Annotated in this window: 16 protein-coding genes and 1 pseudogene; 4 read left to right on the forward strand and 13 right to left on the reverse strand. The window is 64.0% G+C overall.

What is annotated here, in order from left to right:
- Positions 1–49: 49 nt before the first annotated feature.
- The 10 genes from ON40_RS37865 to ON40_RS37910 form a co-directional block, all read right to left on the reverse strand.
- On the reverse strand, positions 50–358 hold the full coding sequence (locus tag ON40_RS37865; RefSeq protein WP_040830198.1) for a cupin domain-containing protein: 309 nt from the start codon (positions 356–358) through the stop codon (positions 50–52).
- 157 nt (positions 359–515) lie between these two features.
- Positions 516–1,553, reverse strand: coding sequence for a phosphotransferase (locus ON40_RS37870; protein WP_040830200.1), 1,038 nt, complete (start codon positions 1,551–1,553; stop codon positions 516–518).
- Positions 1,550–2,641 carry a phosphotransferase family protein gene (locus ON40_RS37875; protein WP_245568170.1) on the reverse strand — a complete coding sequence of 364 codons (1,092 nt, stop codon included), beginning with the start codon at positions 2,639–2,641 and terminating at the stop codon, positions 1,550–1,552. Before ON40_RS37875 ends, ON40_RS37870 begins: the two co-directional genes overlap by 4 nt.
- Positions 2,631–3,329, reverse strand: a complete 699-nt coding sequence (locus ON40_RS37880; RefSeq protein WP_051194199.1) for a TetR/AcrR family transcriptional regulator — start codon at positions 3,327–3,329, stop codon at positions 2,631–2,633. The genes ON40_RS37875 and ON40_RS37880 overlap by 11 nt, the downstream gene beginning before the upstream one ends.
- A 48-nt stretch (positions 3,330–3,377) precedes the next feature.
- A complete protein-coding gene (locus ON40_RS37885) occupies positions 3,378–4,157 on the reverse strand; it encodes an SDR family NAD(P)-dependent oxidoreductase (protein ID WP_040830257.1) in 780 nt (259 codons plus the stop codon).
- A gap of 44 nt (positions 4,158–4,201) precedes the next feature.
- Positions 4,202–5,410 carry an amidohydrolase family protein gene (locus tag ON40_RS37890; RefSeq protein WP_040830203.1) on the reverse strand — a complete coding sequence of 403 codons (1,209 nt, stop codon included), beginning with the start codon at positions 5,408–5,410 and terminating at the stop codon, positions 4,202–4,204.
- Between the two features lie 20 nt (positions 5,411–5,430).
- Entirely contained in the window at positions 5,431–6,900 is a 1,470-nt protein-coding gene (locus ON40_RS37895) for an aldehyde dehydrogenase family protein (protein WP_040830206.1), read from the reverse strand.
- A 32-nt stretch (positions 6,901–6,932) separates the two neighbouring features.
- Positions 6,933–8,132, reverse strand: a complete 1,200-nt coding sequence (locus ON40_RS37900; RefSeq protein ID WP_040830207.1) for a thiolase family protein — start codon at positions 8,130–8,132, stop codon at positions 6,933–6,935.
- A complete protein-coding gene (locus tag ON40_RS55600; protein ID WP_051194201.1) occupies positions 8,129–8,599 on the reverse strand; it encodes a Zn-ribbon domain-containing OB-fold protein in 471 nt (156 codons plus the stop codon). The genes ON40_RS37900 and ON40_RS55600 overlap by 4 nt, the downstream gene beginning before the upstream one ends.
- Positions 8,600–8,937: 338 nt before the next feature.
- Positions 8,938–10,227, reverse strand: a complete 1,290-nt coding sequence (locus ON40_RS37910) for a cytochrome P450 (protein ID WP_040830209.1) — start codon at positions 10,225–10,227, stop codon at positions 8,938–8,940.
- A gap of 237 nt (positions 10,228–10,464) precedes the next feature.
- On the opposite strand from ON40_RS37910, the gene ON40_RS37915 reads away from it, so the two are divergent.
- The gene (locus ON40_RS37915) at positions 10,465–11,304 is read left to right on the forward strand and encodes a mycofactocin-coupled SDR family oxidoreductase (protein WP_040830211.1); all 840 of its coding nucleotides are present in this window, start codon (positions 10,465–10,467) and stop codon (positions 11,302–11,304) included.
- A gap of 61 nt (positions 11,305–11,365) precedes the next feature.
- Here ON40_RS37915 and ON40_RS37920 read toward each other — a convergent pair whose 3' ends face one another.
- The 3 genes from ON40_RS37920 to ON40_RS37930 all read right to left on the reverse strand — a co-directional run bounded on the left by ON40_RS37920 (position 11,366) and on the right by ON40_RS37930 (position 14,997).
- Positions 11,366–12,763, reverse strand: coding sequence for an acyl-CoA reductase (locus ON40_RS37920; RefSeq protein ID WP_040830212.1), 1,398 nt, complete (start codon positions 12,761–12,763; stop codon positions 11,366–11,368).
- A complete protein-coding gene (locus tag ON40_RS37925) occupies positions 12,760–14,109 on the reverse strand; it encodes a hypothetical protein (protein ID WP_040830214.1) in 1,350 nt (449 codons plus the stop codon). Before ON40_RS37925 ends, ON40_RS37920 begins: the two co-directional genes overlap by 4 nt.
- Positions 14,110–14,274: 165 nt before the next feature.
- Positions 14,275–14,997: a TetR/AcrR family transcriptional regulator gene (locus ON40_RS37930; protein WP_083896223.1), complete on the reverse strand. Its 723-nt coding sequence runs from the start codon at positions 14,995–14,997 to the stop codon at positions 14,275–14,277.
- Positions 14,998–15,127: 130 nt separating this feature from the next.
- On the opposite strand from ON40_RS37930, the gene ON40_RS37935 reads away from it, so the two are divergent.
- The 3 genes and pseudogenes from ON40_RS37935 to ON40_RS37940 all read left to right on the forward strand — a co-directional run bounded on the left by ON40_RS37935 (position 15,128) and on the right by ON40_RS37940 (position 17,827).
- Positions 15,128–15,949: an SDR family NAD(P)-dependent oxidoreductase gene (locus ON40_RS37935; RefSeq protein WP_040830216.1), complete on the forward strand. Its 822-nt coding sequence runs from the start codon at positions 15,128–15,130 to the stop codon at positions 15,947–15,949.
- A pseudogene (locus tag ON40_RS50690) lies at positions 15,901–16,214 on the forward strand (nitroreductase family protein); the annotation flags it as partial. The gene ON40_RS37935 and the pseudogene ON40_RS50690, both read left to right, overlap by 49 nt.
- A 323-nt stretch (positions 16,215–16,537) precedes the next feature.
- Positions 16,538–17,827, forward strand: coding sequence for a cytochrome P450 (locus ON40_RS37940; protein ID WP_040830218.1), 1,290 nt, complete (start codon positions 16,538–16,540; stop codon positions 17,825–17,827).
- The last annotated feature ends 42 nt before the right edge of the window (positions 17,828–17,869 follow it).

Here is a 17,869-nt window from a genome sequence, read left to right on the forward strand (position 1 = left end):
GGCGATGTGCCCGGCCTCCGCGCGGAGGCCGGGCACAATTCAGGCGTTGTTACGGCGTGCCGAGTGCCGCCGCACGCTCGATGACGTCCATGCACTGTTTCAGGGCGTATGCCGGATTGATCTCCAACGCCTCGGTCGCCTCTTCGTAGATCAGAATGTGGCCGGCGGGAAAGAAGTACACCTCTCCGGCGGTAGCAGTCTCGTCGGGGAGTCCGGTATTGGGATAGGTAGCGCGGATGGTGCCGGAGTAGATGTATCCGTAATGCGGACAAGGACATACGCCGCCGGGCATTCCACCCACCCGATAGAGTTCGGTGCAGTCCCGGGGTCCGGCGGTGCGGGTGAAACCCACCTCCATGTCCCCCCATTGCTGGGAACGGAAGCCCGCTGCGCTCCGAGGCCAGCGGCCGTCTCCTCCCGGAGGCAGGTCCTGGGGTCGTGAATGGGGCATATTTGCCTCGCTTTCCTGCAGTGTCGAGACCCACCAGCGGGTCCCGAGACGATATGGCGGCGGTTCAGACGCCGAGCAGGTCGAGACTGCGATGACGCTCGACCGCGCGGCCGAGTCGGCCGGTCAGATGATCGGTGATCGGGCGGTCTACCCGCCGAGTCATCGCCCAGAGGAAGAACCCGTACGGCAGATACGCCCGGTACATCCACCAGGCGCGATCCCGGTCCGGCGGGGTGGCGGCGTGAGCCGAGAGCCGATCGAGGTAGTGGTCGAGGAGGGTTCGTTCGTGGTCGGCGAGATCGTCCGGGCTCAGGACCGTTGCCAGGTGGTAGGCCACATCGAGGGCCCACACACCGTGCTGAACGACCTGCCAGTCGATGAGCCCCGGGACTCCGCCCGGCAATTCGTAGATGTTTCCGGTGTGCAGGTCACCGTGCACCACGCAGGACGGCGATTCAGTGCGAAGACGATCCATCGCGGCCATCGCCGCTGCCAGACGGTCGCCACGACGCACCGAAGCCGAAACCCCATGCGCTCGACCGTCGTTCAGCAGTTCTTGCAATTGCGCAGGGCTTACATGCCCGGACAGCGAAATCAGCCGAGACGGAAAAAGCGTATGCAGCGCAGTCTTTCTCCTGTCCCAAGTGGCAGCATGCAGGGCGGCGAGCTGATCGAGCGTCGCGGCGGCCTGCTGCGCGCTGTAGCCGACCCGAGGATCCAGGAACCGAGCGCCGCTGGCGACCAGATCGTGCATCAGCACGAGCGCATGCCCGGTGTCCTCGTCGACCGCCGCGTGTACGCACGGTGGTGTACGGACCGGAAGATCATGGGCGGCGAAGCGGTAGAAGTCACCCTCGGCACGTGGGAAGCGCTGTTGCGTCGGGTTGAAATATCCCTTGGCGCACAACGCGATCGGAGCATCGGACTGGTGCGTGTAGTGGACTCTGAAGCGCAATTTGGTCGCGACTGTCTCGAGGCGCTCGACAACTTCGGTTCTGGTTACGACGGCGCCCGGATGGCTCCGATCCAGTGTGGCGGTGAGCCAGTCCGCCGACAACACGACGTTCGGGTCCCGGGGTGCTTGCCTGAGCACGGTACTCATCGGGCGTCCTCCGGGGTGATGACTCCGGTGAGCTCGCACGCTCGGTTCAGATAGGAGAAGCGGCGGGTGCCCGAATTGGTCGGTGGGTGCATGGATCGATGGCTGCGCAGGCTGAACAGACCAGCCTTCAGACCCGCGAACACTTCGTGCCAGTGCAGATTCTCGGTCGAAAGGCCGGTCGATTCCTGCCACAGATCGATTGTCTCGGTGCGAGTCCCGAGGCCGTCCAGTCGTGGGACTCCCTGGCCGATCGAGAGAGAATCGTCGAACAGGAGCCACCAGGCCAGGTCCGCCACTTGACCGGCCAGTGAGGATTGTTCCCAGTCCATGACACCGACGACTCGGAAGTCGTTGTCGAACATGATATTTCCAATGCGGGCGTCCCCCCAGGACAGGCCCGGACGGGACGCCGCCGGGCGATGTTCGTCGAGCCAGTCGAACAGCGCCAGAACGACATCGGGTATGTCCTCGCCCAGTGCCCACTGCGTGTAGCTGCGCCAGTAGCCCAGGTGTTGTGTGTCCCCGGCGGGACCGTGCTCGGGCCGGTCGATGAAAGACACTGTCGAGAGTGGTATCCGGTGGATCGCGGCTAGTTGCGCCATGGCGCTCTCCCACGCCGTGCGGCGCTGCGCCGGGGTTGCCTCGGCGAGCCAGCCCGAGGAGTTGTAGGCGGGCATGCTCACCGGAACCTTGCCGTGCATGCGGCGCATCACGTAGAACGGCTGCCCGAGAACCGATGTGTCGGTCTCGAACCACAATGCACGGGGCACCAGCACTTCGGATGCCTTGTCGAGTGCCACCAGGATGTCGTGTTGCAGATGGAATTTGGGCTCGTAGAACACCTGATTTTCCGGCGCGGGCGCGATCCGCACCACCAACTCCTCGATGTGTCCGGCCACATGCGCCGTCACGAGCATCGTCTCGTTCGAAAAGCCCGCGCCGCGTGGATAAGTTGGACGGTCGAGCACGACGCTCGCGACGCCCATCCGATCGGCGAGCCACGGCTGCAGAGCAGTGACCGCAGCATCGAGGTCACGACCTTTGGAAAAGACGGGCCCAGGCTCCATCGCCGTTCGGTTACCTTTCATTCGAGAGACCTCCGAAGGCCATGAGGCAGAAGGTCCACAGCTTCTCGGCTATATCGTCGATATCGTTCGGGGCGGGTGCGAATGAGTAGTGGTGGTACACCGACATGACCAGCTTCATCGCCAGCCACGCATCGGCCGCCGGATCGGTGGGCCGCAGCAAACCAGCACGCGCGGCCGCACGCAATTCCTGCTCGACGAGGTCGGCGAAGGGCTGGTTGGCCCGAGCCATCTCCGAGGGAAAGAGTTGGTAGAGCCGCCAATGCTCGGCCGTGATGAACCGTGCTCCGGAACCACCGTCATCGCCTTGTAGAGAGCGCAGCGACCGGACGACGTAGTAATGCAAGCGCGCCACCGGGTCTGGCATCGCCCGCGCTGTTTCTTCCACCTCGGCCGCACGCTCGGCGATCAGATCCTCGAACACCGCCAGTAGTAACTGGTCTTTCCCGGAGAAGTGACGGTAGAAGGTTTGCAGGGCGATGCCCGCTTCCTTGGACAGCTCCTGGGTCGTCAATGTTGTGCCCTCGATCTGCAGTAACCGCCGTGCGGCGGCCACGATCGCCTGGGCCTGCTCGATACTGCGGACTCGGGACCGCCGCACCGCACGAGAACGTGCGGCGGCCCGGTCGGCCCAGGCTGGTGGGGTGCGGTCCCCTCCGGGATCATCGACGGAGGTATCCGATCCGGACATCAGCAGGACTCCTTTCGTATGAACTCATCTCGTGCACCGGGCAGCCCGTCATCCGGCCACATATCCGCCATCGATCGGAACCAGCGCTCCGGTGATGTCGGCGGCCCTGTCGGAGACCAGGAACACCGCGGCCTCCGCGCAGTCCTGTGCGGTGATCGGGCGGCCCAGCGGATGTCTGGCCGCGGTGTGCCGGGCTATTCGAGCGATCGACTCGGCAGTCATATCCGCACCACCGGCGGCCATGAAATTCGTGTACGGCATCCCGGCCGGGCAGATGGCGTTGGCGCGGATTCCGAATGGTGCGCCCTCGATCGCGACCGCGCGGGTCAGTTGGTGCAGCGCGCCTTTCGTGGCCCCGTACACCGCACCACCCCATGCCACCAGACCGTCCACCGATCCGGTGTTGAGAATGACGCCGCTGGTCTGCTGGCGTTTGAATTGGATGACCGCGTGCTTGCAACCGAAGAAAGCCCCACCGACGTTGACCGCGAACAAGCGTTGAAAGTCCGAGACCGTGTGTTCTTCCAGTGACGCGCCCAGTCTCGGGGTCGGCACCCCGACATTGTTGAAGACGATGTCGAGTCGGCCGAACCGGTCGACCGCTGCTCTCAACATCATCACGACATCCGCCTCGTCGGCAACGTCGCAGGCTACGGGAAAGGCTGTGCCACCAGTACTTTCGATACTATCCGCAGTCTCTCGGGCACTGTCGGGATTGATATCGGCACACAGCACTCGAGCGCCTTCTGCGGCGAAGCGCCGCGCCGACGCGGCACCGACGCCGGATCCGGCACCGGTGACCACGGCGGCTTTTCCTTCCAGAAGCATCGATTCACTCATCCGGTGAGCCATGCAGCTTCGAATCGGGCATCTCAGACCCCGGCCAGGACCGGTGGCTCGGCGGGGGTGAAGCGGTACAGCCGTTCCGCATTGCCGCGGAGAATCTTGTACTGAGTTTCGGCCGGTAGGTGACCGATGAGCCCCCGCGCGGTCTGGATGCAGTTCGGCCAGGTGGAATCGGAGTGCGGGTAGTCGGTCTCGCACATGATGTTGTCCTCGCCCAGAACGTCGATGCTGGCGATGCCGTGGCTGTCCTCGATGAAGCAACCGAAGACGTGCTCGCGGAAAGTGGCGCGGATGTCCAGGGAGTCGAGGTCGACATTGCGGCTGACGCCGTGGTCGTTGAACTGGATTCCCTTCTTCACCCAGTGGCGCTGTTTGTCGAGCACCTGCTCGGCACGCTCCAGGAAGTAGGGCATCCAGCCGATCTCCCCTTCCGACAGCGCGATCTTCAATGTCGGGAACCGCTGGAACATTCCGCTGAACAGCCAGGACAGCATGGCGCCGGAGGTACGCGTCGCGCCCCAGGCGAGGTTCGCCAGGAACGGTGCGTCGGGGGCGATCTGGGGCACGGTCGAAGACGAGCCGACGTGCATCGAGACCACCATCTCCAGGTCGTTGGCCGCGGCCATGACCGGATCCCAGTACCCGTTCGCATCGTGGATCGTCGGGAGTCCCAGTGGCGCAGGGTTTTCCGAGAAGGCGAAGGTGGTCGCGCCCTTCGCCGCGCAGCGTTCCAGTTCGCCCGCGGCGAGTTTCGGATCCCACAGCGGAATGAGGACCAGCGGGATGTAGCGGCCGGGCGCGCTGGCGCACCAGTCCTCGATCATCCAGTCGTTGTACGCCTGCAGGCAGACGAAACCGAACTCATGATCGCTCGCTTCGGAGAAGAGTTGGCCGCAGAACCGTGTGATGGTCGGGAAGCACAGGGAGGCGAGAATTCCCGCGCGATCCATATCCTCGATCCGGGCTTTGGCGTCGTAGCAGCCGGGTCGCATTTCGCTGTACGGCAAGGGTTTCGGGCTGAACTCCTCCTTCGACTTTCCCGCGACGGCACTCAGGCCCGAACTGGGGAAGCGTTTGCCGTCGTAGACCCAGCAGTCCATGCCGTCGGCATCGATCTCGATGTGTGGCGCCCGCTCGCGGTCGGCGCGCGGGACGCGGTCCAACCACAGGTTCGGCGGTTCGAGGATGTGGTCGTCGACCGAGATGAGCCAATCCAGGGAAAGGTCGGAGGGCACGATAGCTCCTTGTGATTCGGTCATCGGAGTTCGCCGATGACAAGGTGTTTGACTTCCTGGAAGGCTCGGATTCCGTCCGGGCCTCGTTCACGGCCCAGGCCACTGTGCTTGTAACCCCCGCTCGGGGCGTACGCGCTGACCAGGGCCGTGTTGACGTTCACCGCTCCTGTACGCAGCCGCCTGGCGATCGCGGTCGCGGCGGTGACGTCGGCGCTGTAGACCTGTCCGGACAGGCCGTAGCGGCTGTCGTTGGCGATCTCGACCGCTTGGTCGATGTCGCGGTAACCGATAACTGCCAGCACCGGACCGAAGATCTCCTCCTGTGCCGCGGGATTGGCGTTGTCGGGGACGTCCAACACGGTCGGTTCGAGGTAGTAGCCGTGGTTCAATCCATCGGGGCGTACGCCGCCCTGTATCACTGTGGCTCCGTTGTCCACGGCCTGCTCGATGATCCGCTCGCAGCGTGCACGTTGTGCGGCGCTGATGAGTGGGCCCAGTGAGGTATCAGGGGCGGTGGGCGCACCTACCCGGAGTCCTGCGTAGGCCCGCGAAACCGTGTCGAGCACTTCATCTTTGTGTTTCTCCGGAACCAGCATCCGGGTGGCGGCGACACACGCTTGGCCGGCCATCCTGGCCACAACGACCGAGGCGCCGATCGGCGCCTTCGTGACGGCATCGGCCAGATAGATCTGTGCCGATTTGCCACCGAGTTCGAGCGCGACTCGTTTGATGGTCGGTGCGGCCTGCACTCCGATCAGGGCGCCGACTGCCGTGGATCCGGTGAACGAGACCATGTCGACGGCGGGATGGCTGGTCAGCAACTCGGCACCTGCCGAGCCGGACTCTGCGACCACGCTGAGGACTCCCGGCGGCAGTCCGGCTGCGTCAGCGGCGGACCCGAAGATCAGCGACGATATCGGCGTCAGGGGGCTGGGGCGCAGTATCACCGAGTTGCCGGTCAGCAGCGCGGGAACGACCTTCTGAAGCGCCATGATGAATGCCGCGTTGTAAGGGGTGATGGCGGTGACGACACCCACCGGTTCATGTCGTCGAATGCTCAGTGCTACCCGGCCCCGCGTCAATTCGTCCAGGGGAACGGGATTCGCATGTTCGTGTGACATCGACAGATAGAGCTCGATGGTGTTGCGCGCGATGGCCATTCCCGACCGGAACTGGGACTGTTCGGCGAATGCGAGTGGCTGACCGGCTTCGGCCACCATGGTCGCCACCAGCTCCTCGCGTGCGGCCTCGACATGGTCGAGAAAGGTGTGCAGTACGCGGGCGCGTTCGGCGTCCGGGACCTCGGACCAGTCACCGCTGTCGAAACTGCGGCGTGCCTGGACGATCGCACGCTCGATCTCGGCGAGCGGAGTGGAAACGAGTTCGGTGACGACCGTCTCGTCTGCGGGGTTCTCGACGAGGATGACGTCGTTTCCGTCGACCCAGGAGCCGGCTACGTACGAGCGTCGTTCGGCGAGGATCGTCGCCATGTGTGCCCTCCCATTTCGGTTGCTGTGCACGGTCATAACGGTTCGTTGGTGTACGCGACGGCACCGCCGAAGTGCGGTGAGGAATGGCAGGCGAGCCCGACGGTCGCGGCTCGCTGTCGTGCTCCGGCGCGCCCGGCCAACTGGAGGTAGCACTCCAGCATCTGCGGTATACCGTGCATTCGGCCGTTGCCGAGAGTGCCGCCGCCGGACAGCACTGGCAGTCCGGCTGGGTCGTCGCTGTCGATGCCGCCGTCGCGAACGAATCGGTGTGCTTCGCCGACAGGGCAGAAACCGAGTACCTCGAGCCAGAAATAGATGAACGGGGAGAACCCGTCGTACAACTGGGGTAGGTCCACATCGCCGGGCCCGACACCGGCTGAGGCCCACAGTCGTCGAGCTGTGGCGTCGCCGCCCTCCATGATGTCATCTAAGGGCCAATGCGATTGCAGCCGTAGTGGATTGGGTCCGCTCGAGGCGTGACCGGCGATGTAGACGGGACGGTGCGGAAGATCGCGGGCGCGTTCGGCGGATGTCAGAACGAACGCGGCTACGCCGTCGACGGGGATGTCGCAATCCAGGCGGCGTACCGGATCGCTGACCATCGGTGCGGCCAGGTACTCCTGCGCGGTCAGTGGCCGGTCTGCCCAGTACGACCAGGGGATTCTCGCGCCGTTCTTACGGGCCTCGACCGCGACCGCTGCCATCGCCTCGGGATCGGCCTTGTAGCGCTGCAGATATTCGTTGTAGGGCAGCGCGATCATCGGTAGCGGTCCGCCGTACCCCTGTGGTGCGGTCCACTGCTTCGGTCCTGCCGCCGCGGCCATCGAATTGGCGTGGTACCCGCCGGCTGGGTTGTGCAATGCCCTGTGCAGCACAACGTAATTCGCTGAACCGGAAGCGATGGCGTTCACCGCCAGGGCCACCGCGCCGGGGATCTGGCCGATGCCCTGGAAGCTGGCGATGTAGCGGGGGTCGGTCCCGATCCGGTCGGCCAGCCAATTGGCGGTCACCGTGCTGGAGCCGTCCTGCACGGTGTGCGTCCCGGCAGTCGGAAATAAGGACGACGTGACGAACCCGTCGATCGCTGAAGGCGTCAGCCCGGCGTCGGCGATGGCGGCCCGAGCGATATCGACGGTTGTCGCGCCGAGTGAGCGATCGAAGTGACGACGTATGTCGCTGTGGGCGAACCCCGCTATCGCTACCTGCCCACTCGCGGGGAACCGGCCGGTCACCGGATCGATCCATCGGGTGTTGGGCTCGTCGTGCGGTTCGCCGTGGATCCGCCTGCCAGAGTGAAGGCCGGGATCGAGAATTCCTCGTCGATGTCCTCGAATGTGACCAGGACCGGATCATCCACGTGGACAACGGTTTCCGGACCTTCCAAGAGCTGCGCGACCATACGCAGTCCGGGCTGCTCGGCTAGTTCGACATCCACGAGCAGATAGGGCACCCGATCGGCGAATCCCAGGAGGGAGGCATTGCGGACGACTGTCCACGATCGCACCGATCCTCGTCCTCTGACCGGTTCGAATCTGTACATGGGTGTTGTGGTGCCGCAGTGCATGCAGGTCTCCGTCGGGGGAAACGCGAACCAGTCGCATCGGGAGCATCGGGGGAGGGACAGTACGTGTCGCCTGGCGGCTGCCCAGTAATCCGCGGACAGATCGTCGGGGACTGGTATCGGGCGTGATGCAGTCATGGAATGACCTCGGCGATTGCATGGGAGTCCACTGAACCCCTTCCGATTACATGGGAGAGAATGCGACTCTCGATCATTGTAGAACGACACTCTCGTTTGTGGAGGCAGGAATGCGGGTTCAGGTCCGGCGCTCTCGGTGCCTGTCGATCTCTGTGGTCTGAAACATGTTTGTGCACAGACGTTTTGGCGGAGTCTCGCTGAGAACCTCGGACTCGCCGGTTTGGTCCGGACATACAGATCGGGCGCGCCTCGAGTCGGCCCGATCCGCTGACCGGAGTACGGTCGCTCGTAGCTTTCTGCCGTCCTCGGCCCGCGATCGGGCGAGGTGTGTGCGTCTTCTAATGCGTCGGCGCGGTCGGCGCGAAGGTGATGTTCAAGTTTCGCAGTCCACGGAGCAGGAAGGTCGGCTCGTAGTCGTAGGTGCGGGCGTCGGCAGGTCCGTGGATGCTGTCATCGATGGCGATGTCGTGGAATCGGTCCAGGACGCGATTCAAGGTGACCTTGCCTTCCACGCGAGCTAGCGGTGCTCCTGCGCAGGTGTGGATGCCGCGGCCGAAGGCTATGTGCTCGCGGGCGTTTCGCCTGTCGAGTCGGAACTCGTCCGGGTCCTCGAACTTGCGCGGGTCACGGTTGGCCGCACCGAGGCAGAGCATGATCACGGTGCCCGCCGGAATGTCGACGTCGCCGAGCCGGGTGGTCTTACGGGCCAGCCGGAAGTCCACCTTGGTGGGGCTTTCCGTCCGCAGTGCCTCCTCCATGAACGCGCCGATCAGGCTCCGGTCCGCACGCAATGTCTCCTGGAGATCAGGTTGCTCGGCGAGCACTCGGATGGCGGCGCTGAGCAGTTTGGTGACGGTTTCCTGCCCGGCGGCGAACAGGAACGTGGCCGGCCGAACGAGCTCGATCAGCTCGGGCGTCGATCCGTCGGGGTATTTCGTGGTGGCCAGGGTGGTGAGAATGTCGGTGCGGGGATGCGCTCGCCGGTCGGCGATGTAGGTGCTGAACGTCTCGTCCAGCCATTCGAGCGGATTCGTCCCCGTCGCTTGCTCATACATCGATCCTTCGATGGTTCCGGGGGTCGTCTGACCGGCCAGCCGGGCGCGGAATTCGTCGCGGTCGGCGTCGGGCACGCCGAGCAGGTCGGCGATGACGAGTGTGGCGAAAGGCTTGGCGTAATCAGTGAGGAATTCGCACCGGCCCTTGGCGAGGAACTCGTCGAGCTGGTGGTCGGCGAGTTGCCACATGAAGTCCTCGTTCTCCTTGAGTCGCTTGGGAGTCAGCAGGCGGCTCAAGAGCGCACGAGTGCGAGTGTGGTCGGGGGGATCCATGGTGACCATGTGCTCGGAGATCCGGAACAGGTGCCGGTGCTGTTCGATCTGCGCGGAGATGTCGTCGCCGGCAGGCTCGAACGGCAGGGGCGGGAAGGGGCCGCCGATGGAGATTGCCGCTGAGAAGGTGGCCGGGTCTCGGAAAACTTCGACGACCTCCTGGTAGCCGGTGACAGCGACGACATCGTGATGGGGTTCGCGGAATACCGGATTCCGGCTACGCAGGTGGTCCAGATACGGGTAAGGGTTCTGGGTGACGGCCGGGTCGGTGAAGTAGTCGACTTCGGCGAGATCGGTCATGTCTGGCCAACTTTCGGTTCGAGTCAGGGGCGGCGGACCGGGCCTTCGAGCGGCGTCGCGGCCCGGCTCGCCTCGGCTGTCAAGGCGTCCCGACGATCATGAGAGAGTGGTGTTCTCGTGAATAGTAGAATGATACTCTCGCTTTTGTAAGTGGTATTCGTTCGATTGGTCCGGCAAGCCTGGATCGGCGAACGGCGGGCATCGGTATGCCCGATCGACGATGAACCGAGGTGCTTCATGAGCGGGCGGGTCGAAGGCAAAGTCGCCTTCATCACGGGTGCGGCGCGAGGGCAGGGCCGCAGCCACGCGGTGCGGCTGGCGCAGGAGGGTGCGGATGTCATCGCGATTGACGTCTGCAAGGCGGTCGGTGGTAGCGAGGGGATTCCGCCTGCGACCCCGGAAGACCTGGCTGAGACTGCGGACTTGGTCAAGGGGCTCGGCCGACGGATCGTGACCGCGGAGGTCGACGTCCGCGATCTCGAAGCGCTACAGAGCGCAGTGGACAGCGGGGTGGAGCAGCTGGGCCGATTGGACATCATCGTGGCCAATGCGGGAATCGGCCTGGGTGGTGCGACGCTCGATCAGACCAGCGAAGAGGATTGGGATGCGGTGATCGACATCAACCTCTCCGGGGTCTGGAAGTCGGTGAAAGCCGTTGTGCCACACCTATTGTCGGGCGGGCACGGTGGGTCCATCATTCTGACCAGTTCGGTGGGCGGGCTCAAGGCGCTGGCGAACACCGGCCACTACATCGCCGCGAAACATGGGGTCGTCGGTCTGATGCGTACGTTCGCCGTCGAATTGGGCGAACACTCCATCCGGGTGAACTCGGTGCATCCGACGAACTGCAACACTCCGATGTTCATGAACGAGAGCACGATGAAGATGTTCCGGCCCGATCTGGAGAACCCGGGCCCGGAAGATCTCGTGGCGCCCGCTCGGCTGATGCACATCTTGCCGGTCGGCTGGGTCGAAGCGGTCGATATCAGCAATGCGGTGCTGTTCCTGGCCTCGGACGAATCCCGTTACATCACCGGGCTTCCCATGACGGTCGATGCGGGTAGCACGCTGAAATGATCTGAGGAGCCGGCTGATCGGGTCACTCTCGTGGTGACCCGATCAGCCGGTCGGCATCCGGTTATTCCGCCGGGGTGGTGCCGTCCTCATGTGCCATCCAATGCACGAACCGATGTAGCGGATACATGGCATCGTGCGGGTTGCCGATGGTGCTTGGGCCTGCCTCGCCGAGATGGACGATGCGCTGGGCGCTGCGGGCGGCGAGGCGATCACGGTACGCGGGTATGCGGTCGAAGGGGTAGAAGCCGACCGTCTGGGTGGCGACGGTGACATGACGTAGTGCGTCATCGAGAGAATCGACGCGAACGACGTTGGCGGTCTTGTTGATCGGATGGAAGTCGACAGGTTCGTCGGAGCGGATCACGACGCCGGTGCCGTCGGTGCGGCCCCAGACTCGGAATTCGTCGTCCAGCATCGCCAAGGTGTCGATCTGCTCGCGGAGGTCGGGGGCGAGTGGGCGGGAATCTCCCGACGCGGCAGCCTTTTCGGAGATGTGTGCGTACAGCCGCTCGCAGAAGTGGTCGGACTGTGCGGGATCTGCTTCGAGGTAGACGAAACGGCTTGCGACGCAGGCATCCTGGTTGAGCACCATGATGTCGGCGGCAGCCAGCTCGGCTGCGCGATCCACGGATTTCTCGGACGCGAACGCCTCCCGGCCCACCATCGAGATCGAGGTCTTCGGGTCGAACGACACCAGTTGCAGGCCCGGACCGAGATATTTGATCACGTTGTCGATCGCGTCGCCGCCACCCCAGGCCACGATCTTGTCGAAGTACTGCGGGCGGAACAGCACCCGCTCCACCGATTCGTCCCCGCCCCGCCAATAGACCGCCGACATCGATCGCACCACCGCGTGATCCGGATCAATGTCGGCCATCGTGCGGAGAATCCCTACCGCGGTGAAGGGATCGCTCGAGGACATCTTGAACAGATTCACCGCCTTCACCAGCGCAGCCTGCGCGATGCACTCCACGACGACACTCGGAGCGTTGCCGGGCAGGACGTGGATCAGCCGTGGTGCGAACGCGCGAATGAAGCTCCTGCGGCCGGTGAAGTCCTGCTTGGGAATCCACCCATCGAGGGCTCGGGGATCGGGGAAGTTCTGCTCCACCAACGTTTCCAGCACCCGGCGATCGAGATATGTCGCCGCGTATTCCAGTTGCGCCTCGAGCATCGTTCGCGGCAGAACATGAGTCGAGGTCATCCGCTCCAGGCAATCGGCCAGGAAGGGATTGCCGGGGTCGCGGAGTCGTTTCCCGGCCTCGACGAGGAAGTCGATGATGTCGGTGACCGGCACATCCAACAGCGGTGGGACTTCGCTGCGTGGATGCACGGCTTGGTCCAAGGACAGCTGTGGGGTCGCGAAGGCCACGCCCAGATCACGCGAGCGCTGGACGACATCATCACCCTCGATCAGTGTGCCGCGCAGGAAGAACGGCGCGGAGACGGTGGTCGTCATGCCAGCCCCCGCACGTAGGCGTCGACGGTGCCGGAGCATGCGATCTTGTCGTCGCCCGCGAGCTCGGCATAGCGGGTGATGTCGTCGCGCACCGACGGTCCGGCATTGCCGCAGGCACATCGGCCGAAGTCGAGCGAGATCTTGTCACCGGTGATGACCCCACCCCAGCGGCCGTCCAAGGACAAATCGAAGAACGCCGCGCGTCCTTCGATCTCACCTTCGTCTGGGGAGAGCAGCACCTCTCCGTCCTCGTCGAGAACGAACGGAATCACCCACGGCGGCACGTGATAACGACCGCCCGCCTGACACCGCGGCATCCCCGAGTTGAGTTCTTGCATGGAGTACATCTGGAACTTGCGCTCGGCGCCGATGTTGAATGTCTCGTTGACGAAATCCTCGTAATCCGCTGGTAGTTGCGCGCCCTTGCGGCCGCCACCGACGTATAGGCAGTTGTCCGGGTGGAAATCCACTGCGGTGCTGCCCATCTCGCGCACGAGCCGGGCGGCCTCGTACAGTGCGCTCCACATACCCGACAGATAGAGCTTCTCCTCGCGGTGCGCGACGAGTGTCTCCGCAGCTACCACCATCGCCTTGTCGAGTGCTTGCTGACGTTGCTCGGACGTGCGCTCGAAAGTGGCCAGCTCCTCGGGTAGCGCGGTCCCGTCCGCGATCTTCTTGCGCAACGCGATCATCGAGGTCAGCGAGCCGGTCGTGATCGGCGGGATCGGCATCCTGAAGGGTTCCTTGGCCGGATCGCTGTATGCCGTGTGCAAGGCTGTGCCGATCGCGGTGTTCCGGGGTGAGGACGCGGTGGTCGCGATTCCCAGCATCCGCCGATCCTGTGCCGGCTGCACTCCCGATCCCCAGGCGAAGACTGCGACGACGTCCGCACACGACCACTCGAGATCCTGCTGAGAGGACACCAGCATGGCGGGCCTCCCGGTAGTGCCGCTGGTGCAGGTCAGATGGTGCCCTTCGGTCTGGAGTCGATCGATCCAGTCATCGATGTCGATGATGTCGGAGGTATCGATCGGTGGAATCGGGTAGGGCGAGACGGTGCCGAGCCACTTGCCCAGCCGATCCCACTTACGTCCGGTCAGGAACGCTTCGGGATAGCTCTTGTACGCGGTGTGCGGAAACAGTAGCGGGATCGCGTCCTCGAACCGCTGGATCGAGGTGAGCCCGGCCTCGTCCGCCCGGCGAGCGAGCAGTTTGATGCGATCGCGGCGTTCGGAGAATCGTTCGTTGAGCGCTGCGAGCTGACTGGCTCGCAGCTCGCTGTGTGAGTGATCGAAGCGGTCGTCGGCCGTGGCCAGACGCATCAGCTGCTCCGTTGCTGAAGTCATCGACAAGCCCTCTCGAGAATCACATTACCGAAAAATGATAATAGATACCCCCGTGTGTCATTATTGTCGGATTCGGCCGGTATGCAAGGGTTTTGGCCGCCGATCTCGGCGCGATCGCCGAACTTGATACTGAGTTGGAGCGCGTGGGCCGGAGCTGGACCGGCTCTAGAGCGTCGACGGGGTGGTTGGCCCTGCTGTCGCCCTGCCGGGGTCGTATCCCGCCCGGTTTGAGTGAGGGGCGGAAGGCGCCGATTCGTTGTCGCCAGGCACGATGACCGATCTCATGAAAACTTCCAGGAGCCGGAGAACTTCGCGAGACGGGTCGAGCAGGGACTGGATGCGCAGGCCGTCGATCATCGCGAGCACAAGGGTGACCTTCTCCTCTGCCGACAGGTCGGCGCTGTCCTGCGCGGTGGGCAGTGAGTCGCTGGCCAGGTGTGCGCGCAGGCGTTCGCGGCGCTCGATGAAGAAATCATGTGCGGGATGGGCCGAGTTGGTGGCAGCGATGGCGAATGCCATCCAATTGCGCTGGTAATCGGGGTTGTCGAATTCGCCCCGAAGGACCTCGCTCAGCACGCTTGCCCCCGCGGTCCCGGACGCGCGGATCTGTGTTGCGAGTTTCTCTTCGTCCTCATCTCGTTGCGCCAGGGCGGCAACGAGCAATTCGTCCTTCCCGGAGAAGTGCCGCAGGAGAGCGGCATGGGTTATCTGTGCCCGGGATGCGATGTCCCGCAACGACGCACGCTCATAACCGTGCTGTGCGAAGCTCTCCAACGCAGCGCGCACGATCTGCGCGCGCCGCGCCGGTGTGGAGGCATTCGGTCCGCGCCGACGCTTTCCCGCGGCCCCGCGCTCACCAGGTGAATTGGTCTGGCGGAGTGCGGTCATGGACGTCCTTCGGTCGGGAATCGGGGCAAGCAGGCAGGTTTCGCGGTCGACCTATTCTAGTCTTGCAAAGAGTAACCAATATGGTTACTTTTAGCTGAGAGGCTGATTCTGGTGAGTAAGAGGAGATTCCGTGTCCATCCCTGATGTATCGGATAAATCCCTGGCAGAGCTGATTTCGCTCCGGGGACAGCGGGCGGTTGTGACCGGGGCCGGTCGAGGGCTGGGTAAGGCGATCGCGCTACGCCTGGCCGAGGCCGGGGCCGACGTGCTGATCGGCGACATCGAGGCCGACCTGGCGATTACTGCTGCTGAACAGGTAGCCGAGGCGTATGGCGTCCGGGCGATCGGGGTGGCCATGGATGTCACCGACGGGAGTCTCGTGGCGGCAGCGGCCGATCGGGCGGTCGCGGAACTCGGCGGTCTCGATATCTGGGTCAACAACGCCGGTGTGTTCCCCAGTATCCCGCTGCTGGAGATGAGTGATACGGACTGGGAGAAGGTATTCGCGGTGAATGCCCGTGGTGTGTTTCTCGGCGCGCGCGAGGCAGCGCGGCGCATGTCCGCTGCCGGGAGCGGTGGAGCCATCGTGAACATCGTTTCGACCGCTGGATTCCGTGCCAGCGCACCGGGTTTGGCTGCCTACGTCGGATCGAAGCATGCAGTGCGTGGTCTCACCCGTGAGCTGGCGCTCGAACTCGCACCGATGGGCATTCGAGTGCTCGGAGTCGCGCCGAGCTTCGTCCCCACCGAAGGCAACATGATGGCGCACGCGGCAGCGGGTATGCCCGCCGGAGATGATGACACTCCGCCGACGCCGTTGATGCTCAGCGGACCGATCGGCCGGGTTGGTGTGCCGGATGACATTGCCCGTGTCGCCTTGTTCTGCGCGTCGGATCTATCGGCCTTCATGACAGGCAGCACGTTGCTCGCCGACGGCGGCAGCACTGTCTGACTCGGCAGCGCTTCACGACGACATCCGAACTGCTCCTGGGTGGCTCGATCTTTCCGGCTGTGCAGAACTTTCTGCTCGCTGCTCGAGCGTCGGGGCCGGGTGCTTGCCTGACCAGTTGGGCATCCTATGGTGGCGAAGCCTTGCTGCGCCTGGGGATTGGGCCCTCGCCGGACATGTGGTAGCTGGCTGGCCACGTGGCGTCTACGGCCCAGTTCGCCGCCGCCCAGTGTCCGAAGTCGTATTCCACGACCGTTGGGATCGGTGACCTGTCGCCATAATTCTCGATCAGGGCGAGCACAGTGTCGTCCGGATTCTCGTCGACGTCACCGGCCTGCCGCGGCTGGTAGTGCGGTGGCCGAATTGGGCTGCGCGCTGTTCGAGGCTGGTCCGAGCTGGGGCGCTCATCGGTCGGTGAACCTGAGCGCTGTGCTTTCCATGGCGCAGTGGAAGTGATATTCTCATGTACCGGTAATGATATTACCGCTGATCAGAACCATGAAACAGTAAGCATGAGACTCATGAGCCCCAAGACCGGCAACGGGATGACGAGGGGCCTGTCTCACTCCGCCGTGAAAGGCTGGCGCGCGAATGACCGATCTGGCATCAGTCGACTACTTCTCCGATGCGGACATCGCTCAGAACCCGTACGAGTACCTCGATCACCTGCGTAACCAGAACCCCGTGTTCCGGGAGCCGCACTACGGTGTCGTGGCCGTGACCGGCTACCAAGAGGCGATCGAGGTATTTCGCGACGCCGGCACCTTCTCCGCGGCCATATCGATCGGCGGCCCGTTCCCGCCGCTGCCGTTTCAGCCCGAGGGCGACGACATCACCGCGCAGATCGAAGCGAACCGCCACCACTTCCCGATCAACGAGCACATGGTGACGATGGATCCGCCCAACCACACGCGTACTCGGGCGCTGCTCGCCAAACTCCTGACTCCGAAACGGTTGAAGGAGAACGAAGAGTACATGTGGCATCAGGCGGATCGTCAGCTCGACGAGTTCATCGCCAACGAGAAGTGTGAATTCCTCGGTGAGTACGCGAAACCCTATGCCACGCTGGTGATTGCGGATCTGCTCGGCGTACCCGATGCGGACCGCGACGAGTTCCGGGCCACGCTGGCCGGGCACGAGAGGCCCGGAAGCCGCGTCGGTGCTCTCGATCACGAGCCGGTCGGCCTCAATCCGCTGGAGTGGCTGGACAATACGTTCAGCGCCTACATCTCCGATCGGCAACGCACACCGCGCGAGGACATCCTGAGCGTTCTGGCCTCGACAACCTATCCCGATGGTTCGGAGCCCTCGATCATCGAACTCGTCCGGCCCGCCACCTTCCTGTTCGCCGCAGGCCAGGAAACGGTCACCAAACTCCTCAGTGTGGCTGTCAAGGTTCTGGCCGAGCGGCCGGAATATCAGCAGCTTCTGCGGGACGACCGCAGTCTCGTCGGACAATTCATCGAGGAGTCACTGCGGATCGAAAGCCCGACCAAGGTCGACTTCCGTCTGGCCAAGAAGAGTACGCAAGTTGGTGGGGTGGACATTCCCGCCGGAACGGTGCTCATGCTGTGCATCGGTGCCGCGAACCGCGACCCGCGCAAGTTCGAGAGCCCGGACCAATTTCGACTCGACCGTCGAAACTCTCGGGAACACATCGCATTCGGTCGCGGGATCCACACTTGCGCCGGTGCGCCGCTGGCACGGGCGGAGGGGCAGGTCACCCTCAATCGGCTGCTCGACCGAATCGGCGATCTCGCCATCGATGACAGCGTTCACGGCCCGTCGGGTCAGCGCAACTACCAGTACGAGCCGACGTTCCTGTTGCGCGGATTGCGAGATCTGCACATCACTTTCGATTCGAAGGTGCGGGCTGCCTGAACGAACCCGGTGGTTCTCGGACCATGATCGCCATCTTGCAGT

Origin of the sequence: Nocardia jiangxiensis NBRC 101359 (assembly GCF_000308615.1) — a bacterium.
In the GTDB taxonomy this organism is placed as follows: Bacteria; Actinomycetota; Actinomycetes; order Mycobacteriales; family Mycobacteriaceae; genus Nocardia; species Nocardia jiangxiensis.